The sequence below is a fragment of the Methylomonas sp. BW4-1 genome, from assembly GCF_052474385.1.
In genome coordinates, this window is the sequence record NZ_CP184125.1 from 3,389,039 (window position 1) to 3,415,452 (window position 26,414).

Sequence of the window (26,414 nt, forward strand, 5' to 3'; positions counted from 1 at the left end):
CCCATGAAAATCGTGTTCGCCGGTACGCCGGATTTTGCGGTTCCTACCCTAAAAGCCTTGCTGGATTCGCCGCATCAAGTCTGCGCGGTTTATACTCAGCCCGACCGGCCGGCCGGCCGTGGCCGCAAGCTGACCGCCAGCCCGGTCAAAGCCCTGGCCGTAGCCGCCAACATTCCGGTGTATCAGCCGGAAAACTTCAAAAGCCCAGAATCTATCGCCCAATTAGCGGCACTGGATGCCGATTTAATGGTCGTCGTCGCTTACGGTCTGATTCTGCCGCAAGCGGTTTTGGACATACCTCAACAAGGCTGTATCAATGTGCACGGTTCGCTGCTGCCGCGCTGGCGCGGCGCGGCACCGATTCACCGAGCCGTCATGGCGGGCGATGCTAAAACCGGCATCACCATCATGAAAGTCGTAAAAAAACTCGATGCCGGCGACATGCTATACAAAGCCGAATGCCCGATCAGCGCCGACGCCACATCCAGCAGCCTGCACGATCAATTGGCGCAAATGGGCGCCGAAGGGCTGGTTAAAGTGGTCGACCAGATAGCCAATGACTCGTTGCAAGCGGAACCGCAAGACGAAGCGCTGGTTACTTACGCCCACAAACTGGAAAAACAGGAATCCAACTTGGATTGGCAAAACTCTGCTGTAGAACTGGATCGTAAAGTCCGCGGCCTGAATGCCTGGCCGGTAGCGCAGACCCTGTATCGAGGCCAAGTATTGCGGGTCTGGCGCAGCCAGGTGCTTGATCGACGGGCAGAACAAGCACCCGGCACCATCCGTTGCGCGGAACACGCACTGGATGTCGCCACCGGCGACGGTGTGCTGCGCCTGCTGGAAGTGCAACTCCCCGGTGGCAAACGCATAGCCGGCAAAGACTTTATGAATGCCCACCCCTCTGACCGCGTTATGCTTGGCCTATGAATCTGCGCGGCTGCTCGGCACAGATCCTCGCCCACGTTCTCAACGACGGCCAATCGCTGACCGCCGCGCTGGGACACGGCCTGCCCAAAATCAAGGATATCAAAGACCGGGCTTTCGTCCAAGCCTTGTGCTACGGCGTCATCCGCCATTACTACGCACTAGATTTTATGCTGGGCCGCTTGCTCAGCAAGCCGCTCAAACAAAAAGACGGCGACATTAAAGCCTTGCTGCTAATCGGCCTGTATCAACTGCAACACATGCGGGTTAAATCGCACGCCGCCGTATCGGAAACGGTCGCCGCCACCAGCCATAAACCTTGGGCCAAGTCTTTGGTTAACGCGATACTCAGACAATATTTACGCGAGGTCGAAACCTTGCAGCAAGCCTGCGCCGCGGACACCCAAGCCCACTACAACCATCCGAACTGGATGTTGGATGTGCTCAAGCAAGACTGGCCGGAACATTACGAAAAAATCCTACACGCCAACGACCAGGCACCGCCGATGGCTTTGCGTGTCAACCTGTTGCAAGGCAACCGAGCCGCTTATCTGGACGAACTTGCCGCGCAAGGCATCGCCGCCCAACCGGTAGACTGCTGCGAGACGGCGATTAGACTAGACCAAGCCTTGGCCGTCGAGCAATTGCCCGCCTTTAGTCAAGGCCGAGTTTCAGTGCAGGACACTGCCGCCCAACTGGCCGCAGAACTGCTTGATGCCCTACCCGGCCAACAGGTGCTGGATCTATGCGCCGCGCCGGGCGGCAAGACGGCGGCGATTCTGGAGCGCCAACCCGCTTTGGGCGGCCTGTTGGCGGTCGATGTCGATCAACAACGCCTGCAGCGCGTGACCGATAATTTACAGCGCTTAAACTTACAAGCCGAAACCTTAGCCGCCGATGCCAGTCAATCCGGATCATGGGCTGGCGACCGCCAATTCGACCGGATACTACTGGACGCGCCCTGCTCCGGCTTCGGCGTGATCCGCCGGCATCCCGACATCAAAATACTGCGCCGCGCCGACGATATTGCCGCCCTGCAAGCGCTGCAAACCAAGATTCTTGATAACGCCTGGCAATTACTAAAACCTGGCGGCATCTTGCTGTACGCCACCTGCTCGGTATTGAAGCAGGAAAACGAGGCGCAAATTGCCGCTTTCCTTGCCCGACACAGCAATGCCAGCGAAATTCATATCGAGGCGCACTGGGGCATGTCCCGTCCGCACGGCCGGCAAATCATCACCGGTGACCGGCAAATGGACGGCTTTTATTATGCCAAGCTTTACAAAGCCCCTTAGTTACGCGGCATTGATGCTCTGCCTGCACATTGCGCCAGGCATGGCTGAAGCCGGCGAATATGCCGCGCGCATCGAATATGCCGATTTGGATCGTGTCGATGACGGTTATGACGTGCAGGCTCATATCGATTACCAGCTCAGTCCGACTGCCAAAGAAGCGCTGCACAAAGGTGTGCGCTTAACCTGGGACGTCGCGATAGAACTGCGCCAACCCGGGGTGCTGTGGGATACGATAATCCATAAACACAAACTGACTTACAGCCTGCAATTCCATGCCTTGCTGAATCAATATGTGGTGCAAACCCCGTTCGACCGCAGCGAAATGTTTTTAACCTTGAGCGCGGCCATGAATTTCATGTCCGCGGTGCATGACAGCATGCCAATTCCCGCAGAACTTGTTGTGGGCGGCACACCTTACCTCCTGGCGGTAAAAACTCAATTCAACCGCGAGCAGTTGCCAATACCGCTGCGTCCGGTCGCCTATCTGGACAACCAGTGGTTTCTTTCTAGCGCCTGGCACACATGGCCCATTCAAAAATAAAATTACCGGCCAGCGCCACGATTATCCTGCTGTTCGGCTTCGTATTGCTGTCGCTGCAATTGATGAGCAGCGCCACCCAAGAATCATCGGAACTCGGCGAAATGTATTCCTGGCTGTTGGTCATCAACACGCTGGGATCGGTGATCTTGCTGGGCTTGGTGGCGTTCAACACCTATTCGCTGGTGCGGGAGTTAAAGAAAAAGGAAGCCGGCTCCCGGCTGACCACGCGCATGGTGTCCTTGTTCGTCTTGCTGGCTTTGGCGCCGGCGGCCATCGTGTTTTATTTCTCCGTGCAATTTCTGCATCAAGGCATAGACAGCTGGTTTAACGTGGAAATAGACCGGGCGATGGACGATGCACTGGAGTTGAGCCAGTCCTCGCTGAATCAACGCATGAACTGGCATATCAAGCAAACCAAGCAAATGGCCGATCAACTCCGCGACAAATCGGAGGCCCTTATCGCAATGGAAGTGGGCTCGTTATGGGCGGATTCCGGAGCGCTGGAAATCGCAGTATTTTCCAATCAAGGCCGGGTATTGGCCTCCAGCAGCGTCAACCCCAGCGATATTTTGCCGCACCTTCCCGATGAACAAATCTGGCTACAGCTCCGGCAGAATAAGGAATATTTTGCTTTCGATCCCGGCGATAATGATGAAATGCTGGTGCGTATCATCGTGGCTATCGAAGCCGATCAAAGCCGATTTTTGCAAGCCTTGTTTCCGATTCCCGTGCGGGTAACCGACTTGGCCGACTCGATTGAATTTGCCTTCATCCGTTACCAGGAAATGAATTTCCTGCGTGACTCGCTGAAAACCAGCTTCTCGCTAATCCTGCTGCTGGTGTTGCTGCTCAGCCTGTTGGCTGCGATTTGGGTGGCTTTTATCAGCATCCGCAACATCGTCGCGCCGGTTAAAGAGCTGGTAAAAGGCACGCAAGCGGTCGCCGACGGCGATTATCAGCAACAACTACCGGTGATGAATCAGGATGATCTGGGCTTTTTGGTGGAATCCTTCAATCAAATGACCCGGCGCATCGCCCGCTCCCGCGACGAAACCCGTGTTGCCGGTCTGGAAGTGGAAAACCAACGCGCGTATCTGGAAACCATCCTGGCCAATCTCACGGCCGGGGTGATCAGTTTTGACGCCGCCTTTTACATCCGTACCGCCAACCAGGCCGCCTACCGGATTTTACATATCCCGGTCAGTCATTTCGTCGGCGAGACTTTACCGACTTTGGCGACCCTGCACAGCGAACTAGCCGATGTACTCAATGCGATCCAAAGCCTGCTGGAAAAAGCCGACGACATCTGGGAGCAACGCATCGTGTTTCTCGGCCCCAACGGCCGTCAGGAACTGTTGTGCCGAGGTACGCCGCTGTTCTCGCAGCACGGTGCCCGCACCGGTGCGGTGGTAGTGTTCGACGATGTCACCGACCTGATTCAGGCACAGAAAAACGCAGCCTGGGGCGAAGTGGCGCGGCGTCTGGCGCATGAAATCAAAAATCCGTTGACGCCGATCCAGCTGTCCGCCGAGCGTTTGCAGCACAAACTCTCCAAGGAATTACAGGATGGCTCCGCCGAATTTCTGCAACGCGGCACTCGCACCATCGTCCAGCAGGTGGAAGCGATGAAACGCATGGTGGACGATTTTTCCGAATACGCCCGCCCGTCCAAGAAACAAGTGGAAAAAATCAATCTGGTTGACCTGATTCAGGAAGTCGTGGCTTTATACCTGCCCTCCGGCATTGTTTTCAGCACCAAGTTTGCAAGCGACCGAGTGCTGGTCGAAGCGGATCCGGTCAGCCTGCGTCAAGTACTGCACAACCTGATCAAAAACGCCCAAGAGGCCACTACGGCGCCCTGCCGCATCGAGATCAAAATCGCCAAAGTCAGCCGGAACAACACCGACTATGTCGAATTGGGCATCTACGATAATGGCAACGGCTTGAACGCGGAACAGCTTGAAACCATTTTCGACCCCTACGTAACCAGCAAGGCCAAAGGTACCGGCCTGGGCCTGGCTATTGTCAAAAAGATCGTGGAAGAACATGGCGGGGTGATTTGGGTGGATACGTCTTATAATGGCGGCGCGGGGTTTTTACTGCAGCTGCCGGTTTTTGAATTTGGGAACTTTAAATGAATAAGCAAGCACCGTATATTTTGGTGGTCGATGACGAGCAGGACATTCGTCAGTTGGTGTCGGAAATTCTTGAGGATGAAGGTTACGATGTCGCCATGGCGGAAAACGCCACGGAAGCTAAAGCCCTGAAAAATCAGCGCCCGCCTAATCTGATCCTGCTGGACATCTGGATGCCGGACAGCGACGGCATCACGCTGCTGCGGGAATGGGTCAGCGAAGACGATTCGCTTTGTCCGGTGGTCATGATGTCCGGGCATGCCTCGGTAGAATCCGCGGTGGAGGCAACTCGGCTTGGAGCGTATGACTTTTTGGAAAAACCGCTGTCGCTGGCTAAGTTATTGTTGATCGTCGAACGCGCGTTGGAGACCAGTTCCTTGCAACGCGAAAACGCCGGATTGAAACAACAGTTGATGATAGGCGTGGACCCCGTCGGCAAAAGTGCTGTGGTGGAACGCACCAAGGATAAGTTAAAGCGCCTGGCTCAGCACGACGCCAGAGTGTTATTCGTCGGCGAAGCCGGGGTCGGTAAGGAAATGTTCGCCCGCTATTTGCACAACAATAGTTCGCGGCGCGACGGCTCGTTTGTTGATGTGTCGGTCGGCAGTATCTCCCCGGAAAACTCGGCGGTGGAGTTTTTCGGCCGCGAAGACAACGGCCGAGTATATCGCGGCCTGTTGGAACAAGCTCATCGCGGCACGCTATTTCTGGGTGAAATCGGCGGCATGGACCCGGAAACTCAAACTCGCTTGCTGAGTGCGCTGGAATCCAGCTCGTTCCTGCGGGTTGGCGGCAGCCAAGCGGTGCGTGTTGACGTACGAGTCGTCGCTTCCACCCGCATGTCTTTGGAAGAAGAAGTCAACAGCGGCCGCTTCCGTCAGGATCTTTACTATTTACTGAACGTCGTGACACTGGAGATTCCGCCGCTACGCGAACACAGTGAAGACGTACCCAGCCTGTTGAATTTTTATGTCGATCATTTCGTCACCCAGGAAAAGCTGCCGTTCCGGCGTTTCTCGATGGCCGCGCAAAATTATTTGCGTAATTACAGCTGGCCGGGTAATGTACGCGAACTGCGTAATCTGGTACAGCGGCTGATGATACTCGGTGCCGGCGACGACATTGAGCTTGACGAAGTCAAAACCGCGCTGGGTTCGATCGCCGAACAACCCAAACTAGGCTTGAATGTACCGGAGTTTTTTAATTTGCCGCTGAAGGAAGCCCGCGACCATTTCGAAAAATCCTACCTGGAATATCATTTCGAAAAAACCGGCGGCAGCGTCGCCAAACTGGCATCGGCTATCGGCATGGAGCGCACGCACTTATACCGAAAATTGCACTCCCTGAAAATTAAGCTTTAATTGGACTTGAAGTTAACGCCCCTATTAAGTACAATTCACGGTTTTTATAGCCTCAACAGACTAAAAAGCAAAGATGAAAACATTTAGTGCAAAGCCCGCAGAAGTTAAGCGCGATTGGTACGTGATTGATGCAGAAGGAAAGACATTAGGTCGCCTTGCTACTGAAATTGCACGACGTCTTCGCGGAAAACACAAACCCGAATTCACACCACACGTTGACACCGGCGATTACATCATCGTCATCAACGCCGAAAAAATCGGCGTGACCGGCAACAAAGAAAAAGACAAAATGTATTACCGCCATACCGGTTATGTCGGCAACATGAAGTCAGCTTCTTTGGGCAAGTTAAGACAAACTTTCCCGGACCGGATCATCACCACCGCCGTACAAGGCATGCTGCCCAAAAATCCATTGGGCCGCGCCATGTTCAAAAAATTGAAAGTTTACGCAGGTTCTGAGCATAATCATCAATCTCAGCAACCTAAAGTTTTAGAATTCTAAGCAGGTAGATAGTTTATGGCAGCTCAATACTACGGAACAGGTCGTCGCAAAAGCGCAATCGCTCGCGTCTACGCCACAGTCGGTTCAGGAAAATTCACCATCAACAAACTCCCTGTTGAACAATATTTCGGCCGCAAAACCGACGAAATGATTGCCAGACAACCTTTGGAGTTGTTGGGTAAAACCGGTGATTTCGACATCAACATCGTCGTTACCGGCGGCGGCCCTTCAGGCCAAGCTGGCGCCATTCGCCACGGTCTGACCCGTGCATTGATGGTTTTCGACGAAGCCTTGAGACCACCATTGAGAAAAGCCGGTTACGTTACTCGCGATGCTCGTGAAGTTGAACGTAAAAAAGTCGGCTTGCACAAAGCCAGAAAACGTCCTCAATACTCAAAACGTTAAACGTTTCTTATTGGGAACAAAGAAAAGCCGCTACTCAGCGGCTTTTTTTATGCCTATTGCAACCGTAAAACTAATTGATGCTGTACCCGGCGAGCGTAGCTCTGATCTTTCCAGCCAAGGTATCGATAGCGTGCTGAGTGACTTTCTGATGACTACCCTTCAACTCGATGTCATAACGCGCTACCGCCGCTCGCTTATTAACGTCGATCAAATATACCCACAGATACGAGAACAAAAAGCTCGGTTTGCTATGTTGACCAACCAGCACCCAATCCGCGCCCCGCTGCTGCCCCAAGTCTGCTGCCAAATCGTGAAAGCGAAACAAGTAGCCGAAGCCGCTGTTGGCGGTTTTCTGACTTTCCGCATCGACAGCTACGATTTGATAAGCACCCGACCGGTTTAAGGCTGCCATCAACAAAGGCGCCATACTGGAAGTACGGCTAATTTCCGTCGACGTGTTCGGCAGCGACGTTATGTCGTTCAATTCAAAATCCAAAACCGCTATCCGCGGCGCGGCGTTGACCTCTGTGGCTGACATACCCACAACCAACGACACGCATTTGATCAAGCTGACAATATTCATAATACCTCCGAACTCAGATAACGACTCACCGGAAACCATCGCTCCAAACCCCCAATACCGGCCATCGCAGACCATACCGCTTCGCGCGGTATAGCCATAATATTTCTGACAGTCACTGTTTTAAGCATGTTGAGCCTCCCAATTAAGCCGATTTAGAGGATCTCAGCTTAAGTAAGCAACTGCCGCCCGTAAGCCGACATTCACCCGGCAAACTCGGGCAAATTGCCCGCATCTCGCTATCAAGCTATTCAGCACCCACTCAACTACCTAAAATGCCTTTTCAGCAACATCCACCGGCTATCAGCGCGCCACGAATCGATCATGAATCTAAAACTGTATTTGTTAACCCGCATTGCGGGGGTAGCCTTACTGTGTTTACTCGCGACGCTGACCTATGTGCTGCATCGCAGCGCTCAACAATCGGCAGCGCAAGCACAAAACACTTTAGCCGCGCTGGGCAAACAACTGGAGTTGCAGTTATTCAAAGCCAGCGCGGGCGAAAACCCGGCCAACCCCTTCCCGGATTTTGACTTATGGAAACAGACCGCTAGCGAACCGGGCATTTGCGCCAACTATCTGGCTAATGACGGCAGAACCATACGTAACTACTGCAAAGGCATCGACTTGTCCACCCATCACTATCCTGAGTATTTTTCCGAACTATATCGACGAATTTTTGGACCGAACTTCGACTGGCAGCGGCCGATAACTTACAACGGCCAGGCTTACGGCGTATTAACTGTTTCGGTTAGCGCAGAGTTGTCAATAACCCGCGCTTGGGACGACGTCCGAGATTTACTGGCGTTGTCGGCGGTAACGATCACAGCGGTTTGCTTGCTGGTTTACTTGGCCATCAGCCGGGCCTTACTTCCCGCTCAGACTATTGTGGCGGGATTAAACCGGCTCAGTACAGGCGATTTGGCGTTCCGGCTACCCGCGTTCGACTTAGTGGAATGGCGGCACACCGCCACGGCAATCAACCAACTCGCCGACAATCAGCAACAACTCTTAGCGGAACGGCAAAAACTGGCTGTGATGTTGATGAACTTGCAGGAAGAGGAACGCCGCTGCCTGGTACGGGAACTTCACGACGAATTAGGCCAATGCTTGACTGCAATCCACGCCGTCACGACGGTCATCGCTCAAACGGCGCAGCAAAATTGTCCTGAGTTAGTCACAGAGGCCGAGCAAATATCCCGCTTTACCCAAGCCATGCAACAAAGTGTGCGGAACTTATTGACTCGCTTACGCCCAGCAGAGCTGGAAGAATTAGGCTTGGACGCCAGCCTGTGCACCCTGGTGGCAAGCTGGAACCGTCTGGGCAAGACGCACTTTAGCCTGCGCATCATCGGCGATTGCAGAACGTTGACGGAATCGCTGGCAATCAGTCTGTTTCGCATCACCCAAGAGGCCGTCAGCAATATCGCCAAACATGCCTCTGCCAGCCGAGCCGACATTACACTAACAATCAACGGCACCGAGACATCGATCACCATACAAGACAACGGCAACGCCATCACTTTGCCGTTTGTGCCAGGCGACGGCATAGGCTTGCTGGGCATGCGCGAACGCATCCTTGCCTTAAACGGCAAATTCAATTTAAGCATAGCCAAGCCGCATGGTCTGATAATCGAAGCCCGCTTGCCAACGGCGCAGCCGGAGAGCGCCCAATGATTAAGCAAACCACTATCAATATTTTGCTGGTAGACGATCACGCAATAGTGCGGGAGGGCTACCGCTCGCTGATCAGCAAACAAGCAGACTTAAAGGTCATTGCCGAAGCCGCGAACGGCGCTGACGCCTATTGCCTATACAAGGAATGCCAACCCGACGTGGTGGTAACCGATTTAACCCTGCCCGGCTCAAGCGGCCTGGAATTGATAGGCCGCCTCAAACAACGCGACCACAAAGCCAGGATACTGGTTTTCAGTATGCATCAAAACCCCAGCTTTGCCCGCCAAGCCTGCCGTGCCGGCGCTTTGGGTTATGTCACCAAAAGCAGCACACCGGATTTGCTGTTGCAGGCGATACGGCACGTCTATCTTGGCAAACACATTCTCAGCACCGACATCGCCCAAGCGTTGGCATTGGAAAAACTCGGCAATGATTCGATAGCACTGAATAGTTTAACCGCCAGAGAATTCGAAATTCTGCGCCTACTGGTCGAAGCCAACACGCAAGACGACATTGCCAATACGCTGAACATTAGCCGGAAAACCGTCGGCAACTGCCATTACCTGATCAAAAACAAGCTGGGAGTGAACAGCGACATCGAGTTGACGCGGTTAGCGATCAAACTGAATGTGGTTAGCTTGCTGGACTTGACCGATCCAGTTCAAGCAGGCCACTATTGACCCGGCGTTATTTATCACGGGTATTCCGTTCGCGCTGAGCTCGCCGAAGCCCAGACGGGCACGCCCTTCGATAAACTCAGTTATCGATTAATTGATCGCATAGTGTTCACGCACCACCAGCGCCTCCGCCAACGCCAAATGCCCGGCTGCATCAAACAATATGCGCTGCTCGGTGAAAAATTCGGCAGCGGCGTCGATGGTGTCCATCATCACCGCGACAACAAAACGCTCCGCGTGAGTGGATGCCACCATTTTTTCCGGTACGGCGCATTCTATCCGCAAAGTCTGCGAGGTTTTATCGAACGAATGCAAACGCAAGCCCTCGAAATCAGCCCTCTCCTGGCGGCTGGGTAATAGAAATATCAAGTCCAGGATCGGCGTCCGTTTTTGTATCGGCTCCTCACGAAATCTTGCCAAATCAACGGCAATTTTCGTAATAGCTTTGGCGATGACACTCTCGTCAAGCGCGCGGTCCGGCATCATGGATGCAATGTGTATAGTCATATCAACCTCACTAAATAGTCCGTTTTTTAGTCTACTCAGCAAATCCCGTTCCAAGTTACTAATTGACAGCAACAAAGCCGGCAAACCGCTGTTAGCGAGCAATCCGGCGCCGTGTGTAGCTCAACAAAGGCAATTATTCAGAGGGGCGCGTTAATAACAGGAAGAGATATTTGTTATAAAACCCACATAGCCGGCAAATGCAACCACATAGACGGGACAAACCACAAAGGGTTTTCGATCGCTGCAAGCCGATTGAGGCTTCAGTAAGCCTCAATCGGCTTGCAGCAACAACCGCCGTAAAGCATAGCACCGGGCCGGCGTAACCAATGCCGCGCAGTTGTTGCCGACTCGGTTCTGCAATACTTCAGAGCCGTCATCACCGCCAAATCCGAACTCTAATTCAGGTGCCAAACTCGCGCCACCGCCAGAACACGAAACGCTAAGGGCCGAATTAACAGCAGCAACACTCAATTCGTGAACCAGCCACGCACTGGCCGAACCATACTCGTCGGGAATAGTTCGCAACTGCCCACCCGCCTCCACTAAAAACTCGCATTGCTCCAAGCCCAAAGCAATTCCGCGACCGACTGCTTTGACAAAGGCCTCTTTCTTGGTCCATAACCGATAAAACGCTTCCGCCTGCCACTCAACCGGCAGTTCGCACCAACCTTGATACTCCCGCACGGAAAAGCAACGCTGCGCCAAATTTTCAAAATTGCGCCGCAGCTTAACCGTCTCCACATCAATTCCAATGTCAGCAAAATTAGCGACAGCAATTAACAATAAATCAGCAGTATGCGAGATATTGAATTGTAAAGGCTCATCAAGCAAAGCCGGCTTGCCGTAGGGGCCGGACACGAATTTTAACGTCGCCGGATCGACCGCCAAATAGCCGGCCAGCGTTTCTCTCAACATGCCGCGCGTGGCAACGTAGCGATCACGTAAGGTTGGAAGCTTGAACGCTTGCGCCTTCAACATTTCGTCGTCCGATAATCGCGACGCCAATCGCGCTAATGTGTCGGCAGATACGCTCAGCCGGCCTTGCCAAACATCCACGAAATACGCACTCACCGCTACGTACCCTCGCCGCCAGCCGTTAGCAAATCCAGCGCCGCCAGCCGTTCCGACAGTAACGCAAAGCTGACATACTCCTGTTCCAGGCGCAGCCTACAACCGTAGCGATGATCCCGCAACACGTCGTATAGCGCCGCCTCGTCCACTGTCAAATAAGCCAATTCGGCGTTAATCGGGCTAGCTTCTTCGACCCATTGCGAGCGATGCGCGATTAAAGTGGCCTCGTCCATCAGCAAGGATTGGGCTTGCGGAAAATGCTGGCGAAACTGGCTGAGGATAGCGAAGCCGTGGGTGTCGATGTCGCCCCAGTAATGAATGTCCTTATCCTTCACCCATTCGGCTTGCGCCAAGGCATCGAAGCCGTAGCCTCGGCCGAAGATCACCATGCTATCGGCAAACGGCGGAAACGCCAGGCCGTTGATGTCGTTTTCGGTGACGAATACCCGCTTGACCTGCAAATTCAAAGTCGCGAATTCCCCGGCGGTCACCGTCAGATCGCTCAAGCCGGCAATCCGCAGCCGGCTATCCAGTAAGCGGAAACGAATCGTCGCCGGCTTCGCCAAAAAGCCGTAGCGCAACTCGAAGCCGGCGACGCCGGTTTGCGTGGAATCGATCGCTGCGGCCGGCAACAGCAAATCCAGCCATTCGCCAAGCAACTTCTTGCGGCTTTCTATGAACTTGCTGTCGATGCCGGGCAAGCTGATTTGGCGTAGATAAATGCCTGGCTGCGGATGTTCGACGACCCAGCCGGCCACGCTCAACAATTTTTGCCATTCGTCGGCGTGCTCCAAGGCACGTAACGGATATTTCAATAACCAAGGCCGCAGTGCGGCGAAATCGTCAACCAGCGATGCCGCCAATTGCCCGAAAACCGCCAACTCCTTGGCTTGTTTCAAATACGCCGCCGCGTCGTCCGGCTTGTCGAAAACCACCGCCGCCGGCAAACGATTGCGCCCCGACAGCCGATGATTGATGTCGCGCCATTCGACGGCAAAATGCTTGGCCTCGACGGCCAACCAATGTTCCACCCAAGCCTGCACGGCAGAAAAATCGGCGGCCAGTTGCGCCGGGCTGGGTGACTTTAACGGAATGCTTAGCGGAAACAATCCGCTGGGCACGAGACTTTCCGTCAAGATTTGCCCGCGCCGCCAGCGCTTGTCCAGTTCGGCGCGCAACTCGGCCGGCGAGGTCCAGACCGGCTTGCTCATCCGCAGCGTGCCGCGCGTTCGGCGCGGTAGTCTTCGATGCTCAGATTGCGCAGCTTGGAGGAACGGCCTTCTTCGTTGTGGACGAAGCCGACCGCCGCGACGTAGGGCTCGATGATGTGGATTTTCTGCAGCGGCGTGACGATCAGCAGTTGCAGATTCAGTTTTTCAAACAATCGCAAACCGTATTGCGCCGATTCGTCCGAGCCGCGGCCGAAGGCCTCGTCGATGACTACGAAACGGAACGAGCGGGAACGCACCGCGCCCCATTCCAAACCAAACTGATAAGCCAGGCTGGCCGCCAGGATCGTGTAAGCCAGTTTTTCCTTCTGGCCGCCGGATTTACCGCCGGAGTCGGAATAGTGCTCGTGCTCGCTACCGTCTTCCCGCCAGCGCTCGCTGGCGCCGAAACTAAACCAATTGCGCACGTCGGTGACCTTGGCGGTCCAGCGCCTATCTTGCTCGGCCTGGCCCTCGCGGCCGCGAAAGCGCTCGATGATTTTTTTGACTTCCAGAAACTTGTTTTCCGAATATTGCTCGTCATCGGAGCCGGTCAGCGCGCCCTCGGTGCAGGCGCGCAACTCGCTTTGAAAGTCCCGGACGTCGGCGTCCGGCGTCGGTTGCGCTTCCAGCACGATGAAGCGGTTGGTGTTGTAGTCGATTTGGGTCAAGGATTCGTTGATCAGCGCGATGCGTTCCTTGATGGTTTCCCGCTCGCGGGCCAGTTGCGACTGGAAGTTGGCGACCTCGCGAATGGTGTTTTCGTTGAGCAATTCCTTGAAGCGGGCTTCGAAGCGCGGCAAGTCGTCGGCCTGCAAGCTTTGCAGCATGGTTTGATATTCGTGCGCTGCGGCGATGCCGACATCGACTTCCTGGGTTTCCAACGGGAAGGCCGCGCAATAGCCGCGCATCGCGTCGATGATTTTGTCGCGCAAGTAATTGAGCCTTTTGGTGTCGTTTTCGATTTTGGTCTGCAACCAATCGCGCATCTCGCGTTCGCGGTTGTCGCAGGACTCCACCGTGACTTGCCGCTCGGCCAACACTTCGCCGCGCAGCGCTTCCAAAGCAGGATATTGTGCGGCGTGCGCGTCGCCGGCTTCGTTTAGGATGTCGGCGGTCTGCGCCAGTAGCGCTTCGGCGGCCTGTTTGCGCTGTTCGGTGGCGCCGCTTTCCTTGATTTTGTCATTCCAGGCGCGCTCGGTTTCCAGCAACGCGGCTTGCGCCGCCGCCAGTTGTGCGCCGAGTTGCTGCAACAAATCGGAAGCCGCCTGTAATTGCCGGCGTTCTTCGTCCAGCGCGGCGATGTCGGCGGCCAAAGGTTGCCAGTCAAGTTCGCGGAAATCGCGGTATTCGCCCAGCTTGGTCAAAGTTTCCAATTGCGCCTTGACCGTGGCTTGCGCTTTGGCGATGTCGGCCAAGCGGCCCGCCAAATCGGCTAGCTGCTTTTCCAGCAGTTTGGCCTTGTTCTCCAACGCGGCGATCTTGGCGGCGTTGCTCCAGCCCAGCACGTAGCGGCTGCGGTCGTCGAGGCGGTGGCGGTCGTCTTTTTCGTGGCGCTCGCCGGGCGCCTTGATCTGGCCGGCGCGGGTGATGGCTTTTTGCTCGCGGCGGAATTGCTCCTGGGTCGCGCAGCAGGCCACGTCGAAGCGATGGCCGATCTCGCGCTCCAGCCAATCGTAAAACGCCGAATCGGGTTTAATCGCCAATTTGCGCGCCAACGAATCGCGGTGTAGTTCCGGCAGCTCGGCGCGTTGGCCCGGCCGCACCCGGAAGTAGACCAGGCGGCCGCGCAAATGGGTTTGCTCCACCCAATCAGCCACCGCCGCGTAATGCCGGTCCGGCACCAGCAGCGACAAACCGAAATTGCGCAGCAGCCGTTCGGCGGCGCCTTCCCAGCCCTTGTCTTCGTCGCGCACCTGGATCAATTCGCCGGCGAACGGCATCTCGTCCTCGGCCAGATTCAGCGACCGGCACAGCGCCTGGCGCATTTTGATTTGCGTATCTTCGATGTTGCTGCGCCGCGCCTTCAGGCTGGCCAGCTCGTTTTGTAAGTCCTGGTGCTCGCTACGGCCTTGGGCGAAGGCCACGCCGATTTCGTTGGCCTGGTTTTGCAGATCGGCTTCGCGCACCGCCGCAATGTCCCGTAGTTCGGCGAAACGCATTTGCTGCGCCAGAAAGGCTTCATCGTCTGGCGGCGCCGGCAAATCCAAGCTTTGCAGCAACTGTTCGTAACGGCCGGACTTGTCGCGGCGGCGCGTCAGCTCCTCTTGCAAACGCTCGATTTCCAGGCCCAATTGCGCGATGCGGTCGCCGCCGTTGGCGGCAATATTGCGCTGCAATTCGCGCTCGTCGAGTTGCTGTTGCCGCTTGCGCAAATTCAACCGCTCCAGTTGGGCGCTCTGTTTTGCCAATTCCTCGTCCAAGCCGGCCAGCCGCTTTTCCAGCAAGCCGCGCTTGAGGCCCGCGAAAAACGGCCGCAAGGCTTCGCGGCAGGCGCGCAGGGTTTCGGTTTGCTCGTTGAGTTGCGAGTGACGCTGGCAATCGGCAACCAGCGGCGTCAACAGACTCAACTGCCGCTTGGCCTTCAGGACCGCGTCGTGGGCGCGATTCAGGTCATCGAAATGATTGATCAGCGCGGTGATACGCGGCGCGACTTCGGAGGGTTCCAGCATGTGGCTGCGCACGAAGTCAGTCAGATTGCCGACCGATTTCATCGATACGGTTTGGTGAAACAATTCCAGCGCCTGCTCGTTGTCGATGCCGAAACGGCGGCGAAACCAGGCGCCATAGGGCGGAAAGCTGTCGTGCAACTCGGCGCCCAGGCCGCGCAACTTTTTACGCAATTGGCCTATGTCGCTGCCGAAATCGGCGAAGTCGGCGGCGATGTTCAAGTCGCGTTCGCAACCGGCGTACAGCCGCGCCGGCTGGCCCTGGCGGTCGCTGATCCAGAACACCTGCGCCAAGGTCACGGTCTGGTCGTAGCCAGCGTTGTGGAACACGCCCAAGATTACCGAATAACTGTTGTCGCCGCGCAAGGCCACCGGCTTGGCGCTGCCGCTGACCTCGTTGCGCTCGGATTTGTAATGGCCCAACACATAGGAACGCAGACTGCGCTCCTTGGCGTCCGCTCCGGCCGCCTTGTTGTAGGCGATGCGATGGGCCGGCACCAATAAAGTGGTCACCGCATCGACCAGCGTCGATTTACCGGAACCGATGTCGCCGGTCAATAGCGCATTGCGGCCGTTCAAATGCAAGACCCAAACCCGGCCGTCGAAGGTGCCCCAGTTGTAGACTTCCAGGCGTTGCAAGCGAAAGCCGGACAAGGCGTCGTCGTCGACGAAGTCCAGGGAGAATTGCAGGTCGTTAGTGGCGATCATGGCGCGGCGGAATTTTGGTCGAGACAATGTAAAACGGAATGGACGTACTCCCTCCCTGCGCGAATGCCGCTTAGGTTAAGGAGCCGCCCCCTTTGCAAAAGGGGGATCGAAGGGGATTTATTTAATAAATCTCCCCTAGCCCCTCTTTGAAAAAGAGGGGGATAAACCACGATATACCTAACGGTATTGTCCCGACGAGAAAGAGCGGCGGGGATCAATCTACGAACAATCACTCTCCGCCTTCCCCGCCGCTAACTAACTGCGTTTGATACTCCTCCAGCCGGGCGTCGAACTCGGACAACCACTGAGCATCGACAAAAGCTTTGAGTATCCGCCTGACTTCGTAATTGGCCGACTGCCCGGAAGCCGCCTTGAGTTTGCGCAAGAAACCCAGTTCGACCACCTTGTTGATATGAGTTTCGATCTGATCGATCAGCCGCGCCTCGTTGCTGCGTGGCGGCAAAAACACCCGGATCAACTCGACGATGTCCTCGCGCGACAAGACCAACCGAGTCTCGCCGCCGCCCCTGTCGAACTCGGCCAGCCGCTTGCGCAATAAGGCCAGCAACAAGCTGACCGGAAACGACAACGGCCGGCGCGCGATCAAACGCGGCAACTTGGCGGCCGCTTCGTCGTCTTCGGCATCGGTCTGGCGCGAACGCAAAAACGCATAACCCTCGGCCTGATCCAACACCAATTCCAAACCCAACACCGCCACGTAATCCCGCACCCTGGCTTGCAGATTCAGCAAGGCGTTCCACAAACCGCCGTCGGTTTCCTGGTAGATCACGCCTTTCAATAACGGAATGACCAAGGCCGACAGGTCGTATTGCGGCGCCATCTCTAGGTCGGTTTCCGTCATGTTTATCTCTTATTGATTGAGCAGGTGTTGAATTGCGCGTATTTTAGGGCAAAACTAAAACCAACAGAGATAATCTGCTGATGCCACTATCCATGACCAACTGGACTGGAAAAACGGAATTTTACGCGCTTAACAAACAAAGCCCCATGAATCTTCAGACGGGTTTTTCAACCGGCTGTAAACGAGTATGGCTGCTTCGGCCATATTTAAATGTTTATGGCTGGATAGCAAAACCCGCCTCGTAGAGGGGAATCTTGCCTACGACTATTGACCTGACTTAAATACGGCTAAATCACTGTTACTGATCCAGCCGCGGATCATTTTCTTTGTCCCTGGGTACTCAACCTGCAGCCAGTCTCCCTCGGCACCCACCACGCCAACTACATCCCCTTTCACCAAATAAGACTTGAGCTTGGCGTCAGCCTTAGGTTCGGAATGGAAGTAAGTCTTGGGACTCGATATGACCCTCAACTCAGTCCATTGGGTTTCCGTCACCTTATCGTAATTCAGGCCTTGTTCGATGGCCGGTGGCAACAGCATTCCGCATCCTGGATGTTCGTTACCGTGCTCCACCTTCAAATTGACTCCGGCGGCCTGGATGCGGAGTTCGCCGGGAAAGTGATCAACATTCCATGTCGTCAGCGAGGCCGAATCTCCATTTGATTGTCCACGCAGGTAAAAGCTGCAGGTTTTGCTCACGCCTTCCCCTTGCTCTTCACGATAGTAACCGGTAATTTGGCCGTCCGGCGCCACCGCCAAGCGGAGTTGCTCATAAACACCCGAGTGAAATTGGTTGGTTTCGACGGCTCCGACTTCGGTCGCCATCAATATTGCCATGATGAAACCAAAACGATTAAACATGATCAGCTTCCCCCGTGGCGCTTGTAGGCTTGTTCAAGCAAAACATCATAATTTCCATAATCCTCTCCGTTATATAAGGTCGCAATGGTCGCGAATTTCTTGTCTTTAAGGGCTTGTAAGCGAGCAGGTTTGGCCTTGCACCAGCCAACGAAAGCATCGAGTTGCCCGCGTTCGCCCGCTTTCATGGATGTGACAAAGTCCTCAACTTTGCTAAAGCCGCAATCTTTGAAGTTGAAGCCCATTACTTGAAACATACCCCACGAACAAGCCTGCAACGCGGCGTCGGAATCCAAGGCGATGGCGTCGTTGAGGGTTTTCCAGGCCGTTTCCTGATCCTTATTATTGGCTTGCCACTCCGGCCCCGCTTTCTTGACATATTTGTAAGACAGCATGGGATGCGTTTGGTCGTATTTCTTATTCGTCAATTTCCTAAACCAATGCCCTTCGAAGGCAATGACCGGCAGGCCGGCGGGGCCGAATCCGCTTTTCCCGCCCGACTCCACTTCGGCAAAGGCCTTGACCATGGCCAGGGTAATGCCGTTACCCAGAGCCGCCAACGCGGCCTGAAAATCCGCATCGGTCAACTTGGAAAATGAACCGCCACTATTGACGGCCGTTTTGAGACGGTGAAGCTTGCCGGCCGCAGCGCGCTCCCGCAAGGACAAATAGCTATCAACAACCGCCCGGTGCGCTGTACCGGGCTCTTGCGTTTGCTGGCTGGCAGGCGGTCTTTTAAATTCCAAGAATTCCAATAATCCGGCGACCTCACCACTGGGACCGCACCAAGAACCTCCGGCCAGATAGGGGCGCGACGATTTGTTCAGATCGGTACGTTTAGGCCGTAGCGTCCGCGCCTTTTCGACCAAGGCGTGGAGAGTTCTACCCGCCGGATCGACGCGCCCATCGGCATGAGGATATCTAAGTTCGTTGCGCTGATAGCGGCGAATTTCCATGATCAAATCAGTGGAACAACGCCCGGATTCCGGAAACGGCCGGCGAATGACGCTGTTGCAGATATTGAATAGATATTCGACGATTAGGACGTCCTTGGGATCGTTGGCTGCACCTTCTCCCACAGATGCCTTCAAAAGGTTTTCTTTCGTACTTCTTCGCTTCATTATTTCTCCTTGCGAGTTAATGGGTGAACTATCGATCTTGTATTTAGTTAGATTGCCTGCCTTGATGCCCCCCGTTCCAGCTAAATTTAGATTTACACGCTACCACAGCCCTTAATCAGGTTTTTCCGCCAAAACCCGCAATCCAGGTGTCGATGCGACGGCTTCTTTGCGGAAGGATCGTCACCGCGGCTGTTACTATTCAATCCAGCCAAGCTAGCGCGTGCACAACATAGTCCTTGCCGTGAGCATAACGCCCATGCACGTCAAACCGCACGAAGCAAGCCGGAGCACCATCAACAGCATGCTCCAAGTTAAACCCCAAACTCCTGCCGGTTTCATCGCGGCAGCGGTATGCAAAGATTCGAGTTGACCAAAATAGAGGAAGGTGTCGGCGGAAACGATGACATCGAACCCACCGGGATGGCTTTCCAGCTAGTGACAGAGTTCCGCTTCCGCCAGATCATCGTACAGAGTTCGATGCGGACTAGATGACTGCAAACCGTCTTGGAGGCTGCGGCGAAGAACTTCTCAATTTGGCCCTTTACCCCCGCTCAAGCCGGCAACCAGGACATTTGTGTCTACAACCACTCTAATTGCCAGCATGTAGCACCCACCTATCCTAGCATATGCCTAAATTTTGGAAAGATTTCCGCCCCCCCGTATTCGATAAGAACATCCTGTGCCGCTCGCGTCACCTGACAAAAATCACCCTCGGCAAGCGCGCCTGCTTGCTCACTTCCCGCCCTTCACCGTCCGTCGTTTGCCAGACGATGACGTCTTCGGCGGTTTCGTCGACGGTGGTGTTGAAGCTGTCCCCGCCCAGTTGCAGATAGGCGGCCAGTTCCGCCAGACCGTGTTGCAAGGGGTGACTACGGCAGAGTTCGGCCAGGGTGATTTGCGGTTTGTCTTGCAGGGCGTGGCGGATGTGACGGGCCAGTTGCGCCTTGTCGATGACGATTTGCGAGAATAGCGCGGCGGCGTCCAGGTCGTCGTCGCCGGCTTCCGGGATCAGGCTAGCGATGCGCGGCTTGACGGTCGGCGTATGCAGCGGGCGCTCCATCGGCAGTTCGATGTCGGCGGCAGCTTCGGCGATGCTCATCACTTCGCCGGACGGTTGATCGTCGCGCAGAGCCAAAGCCTTGGCTTCGATGCCGTGTAAGATTTCCATGATGCGGCGGTTTTCCAGCCAGGCCTGGTCGTCGAGGAAGCGGCGCAGTTGCCGGCTGAGTTCGGCGACGGTGCGCTGGGTGTGTTCGCCAGCTTCCAGCCAGTCGTAATGTACCCGGCGCAAGCGGGCTTCGGGGCGCAGTTCGGCCACCGGTTGCAAGGCCAGCACTTTTTCCAGCAAGGCCGATAATTCTTCCTGACGCCGGCTGGACATCAGGAAATCCCAGAAGGCGCGGAAGCTGCGGCCTTGGTCGGAATCAGCGATAGCATCGCGTTCGCCCATGATGTCTTGCAGCAATTCGCCCTTGCCGCCTTCCCACAAGGCGATGCGCTCGCGCACCCGCCGGTCCAGGCCGCGAAAGTTATGCTCGACTTCGCGAAAGTCGCCGAGCAGTTCGCGGGCCAGCGCGGTGAATTGCAGAAAGCGGTCTTTCAATGCGGTGTCGTCCAGCAAGGCCAGTTCGCCGGCCTCGGCTCTGGCGATTTCGGCGTCGATGTCGGCGCGGCGCTTGCGCAGTTCGGCGATGCGGGTCTCGGGATCGGTTTCGCTGCCTGCGCTGATTTGCTTGAGCAGTTCGAACAAGGTCAGCAAGCGCGACTCGGTGCCGACGAAGCTGCGTTCGGTCAAGCTACTCAACCAGGCGATGGCTCTTTCGGTGGGCGGAGTCAGGTCGAAATAGGGTTCGTCCGAGCCTTGGCGATAGAATTTGCGCAGCCAGCCCTTGTCGTTGCCGGCCCAATCATTGAGATAGTCCAGCGCCGATTTCGGAAAGATGTCGTTACCGAATTGTTCACGCAAGCCGAATAATTCGTCTTCCAAGGCCTCGGCAAGATCGGCCTGGGCAATCAAGCGCTGGTTTGGGATGACAAACACCCGGTTCAAAAAGCCGGCAACTAGTGGCGCATGCGGCGAATTAAGTAGCCGCCACGCCGGATGATTTTGTTTGAGCAAATCGAGAGTACGGTAATCCAGTTTGAATATCCTTTATGTGCTCGCCACTCGTTGCCGTGGCTTAAACTTTAAAACAACGCAGCTGTCCCGCTCCGGCAATTGTAAATTTGCGCGAATTTCCAACGGAAAAACCCATCTGTAGGCAAGAAAACCCAAGTGAAATCCTTGGTTTTCCTTGACGAAAAGGGTCAAAAACAGTAGCTTATCCAACCTTTTTTGTAAAATCTGCATTTCCCCCGATCGATTAGTTTTTTGAGGACGTAAAATTGGAACTCAGTGGCGGACATATTCTTGTCCAATGTCTTAAAGATGAAGGTGTCGAATTTGTATTTGGCTATCCGGGTGGCTCTGTCTTGCACATCTATGATGCCATTTTCCATCAAGACGAAGTGAAACATATCCTGGTCCGCCACGAACAAGCGGCGGCCCATGCAGCTGACGCTTATGCGCGCGCCACCGGCAAACCGGGCGTGGTGCTGGTCACCTCGGGCCCAGGCGCGACGAATGCCGTCACCGGCATTGCCACCGCGTATATGGATTCTATCCCGATGGTGATTATCTCGGGCCAAGTGCCGTCGCCGGTAATAGGCAGCGATGCGTTCCAGGAAGTCGATACGGTGGGCATTACTCGGCCCTGCGTTAAGCACAACTTCTTGGTCAAGGATGTCAACGATTTGGCCGAAACCATGAAGAAGGCCTTTTACGTCGCCACCACCGGCCGCCCCGGCCCGGTATTGGTCGACGTGCCGAAAGACATCACCGATCCTAACATCAAGGTGCCTTATAAGTACCCGAAAAAGATCAGCATGCGTTCTTATAACCCGGTGGTAAGCGGCCACAAGGGCCAGATCAAACGCGCAGTAGATATGCTGTTGACCGCGCAGCGGCCGATGATTTATTCCGGCGGCGGCGTGATTCTCGGTGAAGCCCATAAAGAATTAACCGAGTTAACCCAATTGCTGGGCTATCCGATCACCAACACCCTGATGGGATTGGGTGGCTACCCTGCCACCGACAAGCAATTCGTTGGCATGTTGGGCATGCACGGTACTTATGAAGCCAATATGGCGATGCACGAAAGCGATGTGATTCTCGCTGTCGGCGCGCGCTTCGACGACCGGGTCACCGGCAAACTGGCTGAGTTTTGCCCGTACGCCAAGATTATCCATATCGACGTTGATCCCGCCTCGATTTCCAAGACCGTTAAAGTCGACGTGCCCATCGTTGGTGAAGTTAAACCGGTGTTGGAGCAAATGATAGAACTGATTAAAGACAGCAAAACCAAGCCGTCGAAGTCAGCGCTTGAATCCTGGTGGCAATTGATAGGCAGTTGGCGGGATGTGCATTGCCTGGATTATGACCGCACCAGCAGCGTCATCAAGCCGCAATATGTCGTGGAGCAGTTGTATCAAGTGACTGGCGGCGAAGCTTTTGTCACCTCCGACGTCGGTCAGCACCAAATGTATGCCGCACAGTACTACCACTTTGACAAACCCCGGCGCTGGATCAACTCTGGCGGCCTGGGCACGATGGGCTTTGGCTTGCCGGCGGCGATTGGCGTGAAACTGGCGTTTCCAGAAGCCAATGTCGCCTGTATTACCGGCGAAGCCAGCATCCAGATGTGTATCCAGGAGCTATCCACTGCCCTGCAATACAACGCGCCGGTGAAAATCATCAACCTGAACAACCGCTACATGGGCATGGTGAGGCAATGGCAGGAGTTCTCTTATCAAAGCCGGTATTCGCAGTCCTACATGGATACCATCCCCGACTTCGTTAAATTGGCGGAGGCCTACGGTCACGTCGGTATGTTGATTGAAAAACCCGAGGACGTGCGCGGTGCACTTGAAAAGGCGTTTGCTATGAAAGACAGAACCGTATTCCTGGATTTCATCACGGATCGCACGGAAAACGTTTACCCCATGATAGAAGCAGGCAAAGGCCATCACGACATGAAATTGCGCGTCGCACCCGGCACCCCGGTAGACAGGGAGTTGTCATAAATGAGACACATCATTTCGATCCTGATTGAAAACGAATCCGGTGCTTTGTCGCGCGTCGCGGGCTTGTTTTCCGCGCGTGGCTACAACATCGAATCCTTGACCGTGGCCCCCACCGAGGATTCCAGCCTGTCGCGGATGACCTTGGTCACCAGCGGCAGCGACGAGATTATCGAGCAAATCACCAAGCAACTGAACAAGTTGATCGACGTGGTCAAATTGATCGATTTGGCGGAATCCGCACATATCGAACGCGAGCTGATGCTGGTAAAAATCAAAACCAGCCACGATACCCGCGAAGAAGTGAAGCGTATGGTGGACATTTTCCGCGGCAAGATTATCGACGTCACCGCCAACAGCTACGTGGTGGAAATGACCGGCCAATCCAGCAAACTGGACGCCTTTATCCACGGTTTTGAAGAAGGCAGCATCATCGAAGTGGTGCGCTCCGGTCCGACCGGCATCTCCCGTGGCGAGAAAGGCTTACACCTGTAACATTTATTATTTACCCAGCAACGAGAAAACCTATGCAAGTTTATTACGATAAAGACGCCGACCTTTCTGTTATCAGAAGCAAAAAAGTAGCGATCATCGGCTACGACTCCCAAGGCCACGCGCACGCCAACAATCTGAAAGACTCAGGTGTTGACGTCGTTGTCGGCTTGCGTGCCAATTCAGCGTCAGTCGCCAAAGCTCAAGCCAGCGGCTTGACTGTCAAAGACGTACCGGAAGCTATCGCCGGCGCCGACGTGGTGATGATTCTGACCCCGGACGAGTTTCAATCCAAACTGTACAAAGAAGAAATCGAACCCAACATTAAACAAGGCGCGGCCTTGGCTTTCGCGCACGGTTTTGCGATTCTGTACAACCAAGTCGTACCCCGCAAAGACCTGGACGTAATCATGATTGCGCCTAAAGCACCTGGTCACACCGTGCGCTCCGAGTTTGTTAAAGGCGGCGGCATTCCTGATTTGATCGCGATTCATCAAGACGCTTCCGGCATGGCTAAAGCCATCTGCTTGTCGTATGCATCAGCGATCGGCGGCGGCCGTTCCGGCATCATCGAAACCACATTCCGTGACGAAACCGAAACCGATTTGTTCGGCGAACAAGCGGTATTGTGCGGTGGCGCGGTGGAACTGGTGAAAGCCGGTTTCGAAACCCTGACCGAAGCCGGTTACCCGCCCGAAATGGCTTACTTCGAGTGCTTGCACGAACTGAAACTGATCGTGGATTTGATGTACGAAGGCGGCATTGCCAACATGAACTACTCGATCTCAAACAACGCGGAATACGGCGAATACGTCACCGGCCCGAAAGTGATCAACGAAGAAAGCCGTTGGGCGATGAAACAAGCGCTGGAAGACATTCAGCAAGGTAAATACGCCAAGCAATTTATCCTGGAAGGCCAAACCGGCTACCCTGAAATGACCGCCAGACGCCGCCTGAATGCCGAGCATCCTATCGAAACCGTCGGTGCTAAACTGCGGGCCATGATGCCTTGGATCAAAGCTAACCAAATCGTCGATAAAAGCAAAAACTAAGCTTATCGGCTAGGATTAAAGCCCATCTACACGATGGGCTTTTTTTTGCCCGCTGGATTTTGCCAAATGCTTGATCGCTATCGCTTAAACCGGTTTTATCTTGGTATCATCACCGCGACCTTGGCCCAGCCCTGCCCTGCTGATTTCATGCAATGGAGTAACAGCGAGATCCAATATCTGCACGGCGGCAACTACCAGGAACCGTTCAACGCCAACGACGTCAGCCAGTCCATTATCACCGTCACCCACGCCCACGGCTGGGCTTACGGTCGCAATTTCTTCTTCATGGATACGCTGTTTACCGAATCCGGCCAAACCGCGCAAACCAATCTTTACGGCGAGGCATACAGCACCTTCAGCCTCGGTAAAGTCATCGGCTTGGACTTGTCTTACGGCATTTTCAAAGATTTCGGCGTAACCGCCGGCGTCAACCTCGGGGAAAACATGAACAGCTCGCGCAGCGGCTTTCGCGCTTGGCTTTATGGCGTTACCGTCGATTTCGACCTGCCGGGCTTCGACTATTTCAACGTCGACTTTTTACGGCAGCGCGTCACCGAAACCGCCGACATAGGCACCTCCTGGCAGATTACCCCGGCGTGGAAACTGCCGTTCGAAATTGCCGGCACAAAATGGAGTTTCGAAGGCTTTGCCGACTTCATCGGTCATAACCACACCGCCGCCCGCCAAGCTCTGGCGCAACCGCAACTTAGATTAGACCTCGGCGACTTATGGGGTGATAGCAACCATTTGTATATCGGCATCGAATACCAATATTGGCATAATAAATACGGGATTAAGGGCTTGCTTGACAGGGTGCCGCAGGCGTTGGTGGTGTGGAAGTTTTGAGGTAAATGAAAATGAACAGCAGCCGTGGCAATTAATTATTTGGTTAGCATGCATATAGCACTTTATTACACCGGACGCGGCAAACAGCGCCGCGCCGATTAACATTACGGTAGGCCAATTCGATGCGCGAACTTCCCGACGCCACGGCAACACCGCTTGGTTCTGACCGAGACAAGATCATTTTTCAAGCTAAATGCAAGTATTTTGGCGCACTTGCCAATGACACCAAGTGGAATGAATTAATCAATTACTTTCGGCAAAAGCCGGGCTGGCGGCCTTCGTATAGAAGTAAATGGATAAATGGTCATATCTCCGAATGGGATTCCGAGTGGCATTACCATCTGCCATTTCCATTTGTTGGCGTAGAGTGGTTTGATATTGGGCTGCATCAGCATGAATTCATGGGGCATTTAATGCCGCCCAGGATTATTGATCACAGCACTGAGATTGCTTCAAAACTTTCCAGCATCGGCTTTGATTATGAGGTAAAGGGGGATGTCGCACGAATCTGGGGCTACTTTCCAAAGTCATATGAAGACTTCCCTCCCCAACAATTAGCCTAACCTTTCGATCAACGTGACAGCCAGCGTAGCCTGGATGAAGCGCAGCGGAATCCGGGTTGAAAATCAAAAATTATCAATCGTGGCAATATATCAACCCCGTATTCCGCTGCGCTGCATACGGGCTACAATCTCAATAATCACAAGCCTTCTCTCATACCCACGAAACGGGCCACATTAGTTAAGCATCTGTCATATTCAGCATGTACAATGCCGCCAACTATTCAACCTTTGTAGACAC

The 26,414-nt window shown here is 54.6% G+C and carries 23 protein-coding genes; 14 read left to right on the top strand and 9 right to left on the bottom strand.

All coding sequences use genetic code 11. The annotated features are described in order from the left end of the window. Positions 1 to 3 precede the first annotated feature (3 nt). The 7 genes from fmt (at position 4) to rpsI (ending at position 7,166) form a co-directional block, all read left to right on the top strand. A complete protein-coding gene (gene fmt / locus ACH5Y9_RS15690; RefSeq protein ID WP_445366756.1) occupies positions 4 to 930 on the top strand; it encodes a methionyl-tRNA formyltransferase in 927 nt (308 codons plus the stop codon). Then, positions 927 to 2,222, top strand: a complete 1,296-nt coding sequence (rsmB, locus tag ACH5Y9_RS15695) for a 16S rRNA (cytosine(967)-C(5))-methyltransferase RsmB (RefSeq protein ID WP_445366757.1) — start codon at positions 927 to 929, stop codon at positions 2,220 to 2,222. The genes fmt and rsmB overlap by 4 nt, the downstream gene beginning before the upstream one ends. Beyond that, positions 2,197 to 2,763 (top strand): DUF4390 domain-containing protein, encoded by a 567-nt coding sequence (locus tag ACH5Y9_RS15700; protein WP_445366758.1) that lies wholly within the window; start codon positions 2,197 to 2,199, stop codon positions 2,761 to 2,763. Before rsmB ends, ACH5Y9_RS15700 begins: the two co-directional genes overlap by 26 nt. After that, positions 2,745 to 4,901 carry a sensor histidine kinase gene (locus ACH5Y9_RS15705; RefSeq protein WP_171696293.1) on the top strand — a complete coding sequence of 719 codons (2,157 nt, stop codon included), beginning with the start codon at positions 2,745 to 2,747 and terminating at the stop codon, positions 4,899 to 4,901. The genes ACH5Y9_RS15700 and ACH5Y9_RS15705 overlap by 19 nt, the downstream gene beginning before the upstream one ends. Further along, the gene (locus ACH5Y9_RS15710; protein WP_445366759.1) at positions 4,898 to 6,259 is read left to right on the top strand and encodes a sigma-54-dependent transcriptional regulator; all 1,362 of its coding nucleotides are present in this window, start codon (positions 4,898 to 4,900) and stop codon (positions 6,257 to 6,259) included. Before ACH5Y9_RS15705 ends, ACH5Y9_RS15710 begins: the two co-directional genes overlap by 4 nt. Before the next feature lie 73 nt (positions 6,260 to 6,332). Next, complete coding sequence (rplM, locus tag ACH5Y9_RS15715) at positions 6,333 to 6,761, top strand: 50S ribosomal protein L13 (RefSeq protein WP_020482941.1); 429 nt, start codon at positions 6,333 to 6,335, stop codon at positions 6,759 to 6,761. Positions 6,762 to 6,776: 15 nt separating this feature from the next. Beyond that, positions 6,777 to 7,166 carry a 30S ribosomal protein S9 gene (rpsI, locus tag ACH5Y9_RS15720; protein WP_033158870.1) on the top strand — a complete coding sequence of 130 codons (390 nt, stop codon included), beginning with the start codon at positions 6,777 to 6,779 and terminating at the stop codon, positions 7,164 to 7,166. Positions 7,167 to 7,236: 70 nt separating this feature from the next. Here rpsI and ACH5Y9_RS15725 read toward each other — a convergent pair whose 3' ends face one another. Further along, entirely contained in the window at positions 7,237 to 7,749 is a 513-nt protein-coding gene (locus tag ACH5Y9_RS15725; RefSeq protein WP_445366760.1) for a DUF2380 domain-containing protein, read from the bottom strand. A gap of 321 nt (positions 7,750 to 8,070) precedes the next feature. On the opposite strand from ACH5Y9_RS15725, the gene ACH5Y9_RS15730 reads away from it, so the two are divergent. After that, on the top strand, positions 8,071 to 9,423 hold the full coding sequence (locus ACH5Y9_RS15730) for a histidine kinase (RefSeq protein ID WP_445366761.1): 1,353 nt from the start codon (positions 8,071 to 8,073) through the stop codon (positions 9,421 to 9,423). Continuing rightward, positions 9,420 to 10,103, top strand: coding sequence for a response regulator (locus tag ACH5Y9_RS15735; RefSeq protein WP_445366762.1), 684 nt, complete (start codon positions 9,420 to 9,422; stop codon positions 10,101 to 10,103). Before ACH5Y9_RS15730 ends, ACH5Y9_RS15735 begins: the two co-directional genes overlap by 4 nt. A gap of 87 nt (positions 10,104 to 10,190) precedes the next feature. On the opposite strand, the gene ACH5Y9_RS15740 is transcribed toward ACH5Y9_RS15735, so the two are convergent. From ACH5Y9_RS15740 to ACH5Y9_RS15775, 8 genes are all read right to left on the bottom strand, one after another. Beyond that, complete coding sequence (locus tag ACH5Y9_RS15740) at positions 10,191 to 10,607, bottom strand: hypothetical protein (RefSeq protein WP_445366763.1); 417 nt, start codon at positions 10,605 to 10,607, stop codon at positions 10,191 to 10,193. 270 nt (positions 10,608 to 10,877) lie between these two features. Next, positions 10,878 to 11,678, bottom strand: coding sequence for a 4'-phosphopantetheinyl transferase family protein (locus tag ACH5Y9_RS15745; protein ID WP_445366764.1), 801 nt, complete (start codon positions 11,676 to 11,678; stop codon positions 10,878 to 10,880). Positions 11,679 to 11,680: 2 nt separating this feature from the next. After that, entirely contained in the window at positions 11,681 to 12,889 is a 1,209-nt protein-coding gene (locus ACH5Y9_RS15750) for a DUF3322 domain-containing protein (RefSeq protein ID WP_445366765.1), read from the bottom strand. Next, positions 12,886 to 16,263 carry an ATP-binding protein gene (locus ACH5Y9_RS15755; RefSeq protein ID WP_445366766.1) on the bottom strand — a complete coding sequence of 1,126 codons (3,378 nt, stop codon included), beginning with the start codon at positions 16,261 to 16,263 and terminating at the stop codon, positions 12,886 to 12,888. The genes ACH5Y9_RS15750 and ACH5Y9_RS15755 overlap by 4 nt, the downstream gene beginning before the upstream one ends. A gap of 229 nt (positions 16,264 to 16,492) precedes the next feature. After that, positions 16,493 to 17,125 carry a DUF4194 domain-containing protein gene (locus ACH5Y9_RS15760; RefSeq protein ID WP_445366767.1) on the bottom strand — a complete coding sequence of 211 codons (633 nt, stop codon included), beginning with the start codon at positions 17,123 to 17,125 and terminating at the stop codon, positions 16,493 to 16,495. 264 nt (positions 17,126 to 17,389) lie between these two features. Further along, positions 17,390 to 17,986, bottom strand: a complete 597-nt coding sequence (locus tag ACH5Y9_RS15765; RefSeq protein WP_171696299.1) for an SH3 domain-containing protein — start codon at positions 17,984 to 17,986, stop codon at positions 17,390 to 17,392. Between the two features lie 2 nt (positions 17,987 to 17,988). Next, the gene (locus tag ACH5Y9_RS15770) at positions 17,989 to 19,104 is read right to left on the bottom strand and encodes an N-acetylmuramidase family protein (RefSeq protein WP_445366768.1); all 1,116 of its coding nucleotides are present in this window, start codon (positions 19,102 to 19,104) and stop codon (positions 17,989 to 17,991) included. Between the two features lie 691 nt (positions 19,105 to 19,795). Continuing rightward, positions 19,796 to 21,223 carry a DUF3375 domain-containing protein gene (locus tag ACH5Y9_RS15775; protein ID WP_445366769.1) on the bottom strand — a complete coding sequence of 476 codons (1,428 nt, stop codon included), beginning with the start codon at positions 21,221 to 21,223 and terminating at the stop codon, positions 19,796 to 19,798. A gap of 266 nt (positions 21,224 to 21,489) precedes the next feature. Between ACH5Y9_RS15775 and ACH5Y9_RS15780 the strand changes: the two genes are divergently transcribed. From ACH5Y9_RS15780 to ACH5Y9_RS15800, 5 genes are all read left to right on the top strand, one after another. Then, positions 21,490 to 23,226, top strand: coding sequence for an acetolactate synthase 3 large subunit (locus tag ACH5Y9_RS15780; RefSeq protein WP_445366770.1), 1,737 nt, complete (start codon positions 21,490 to 21,492; stop codon positions 23,224 to 23,226). Next, positions 23,227 to 23,718 (top strand): acetolactate synthase small subunit, encoded by a 492-nt coding sequence (gene ilvN / locus ACH5Y9_RS15785; RefSeq protein WP_101051816.1) that lies wholly within the window; start codon positions 23,227 to 23,229, stop codon positions 23,716 to 23,718. Between the two features lie 32 nt (positions 23,719 to 23,750). Continuing rightward, positions 23,751 to 24,767 carry a ketol-acid reductoisomerase gene (ilvC, locus tag ACH5Y9_RS15790; protein WP_445366771.1) on the top strand — a complete coding sequence of 339 codons (1,017 nt, stop codon included), beginning with the start codon at positions 23,751 to 23,753 and terminating at the stop codon, positions 24,765 to 24,767. 66 nt (positions 24,768 to 24,833) lie between these two features. Beyond that, positions 24,834 to 25,613, top strand: coding sequence for an outer membrane protein OmpK (locus tag ACH5Y9_RS15795; RefSeq protein ID WP_445366772.1), 780 nt, complete (start codon positions 24,834 to 24,836; stop codon positions 25,611 to 25,613). A 122-nt stretch (positions 25,614 to 25,735) separates the two neighbouring features. Further along, on the top strand, positions 25,736 to 26,176 hold the full coding sequence (locus ACH5Y9_RS15800; RefSeq protein WP_445366773.1) for a DUF6678 family protein: 441 nt from the start codon (positions 25,736 to 25,738) through the stop codon (positions 26,174 to 26,176). The last annotated feature ends 238 nt before the right edge of the window (positions 26,177 to 26,414 follow it).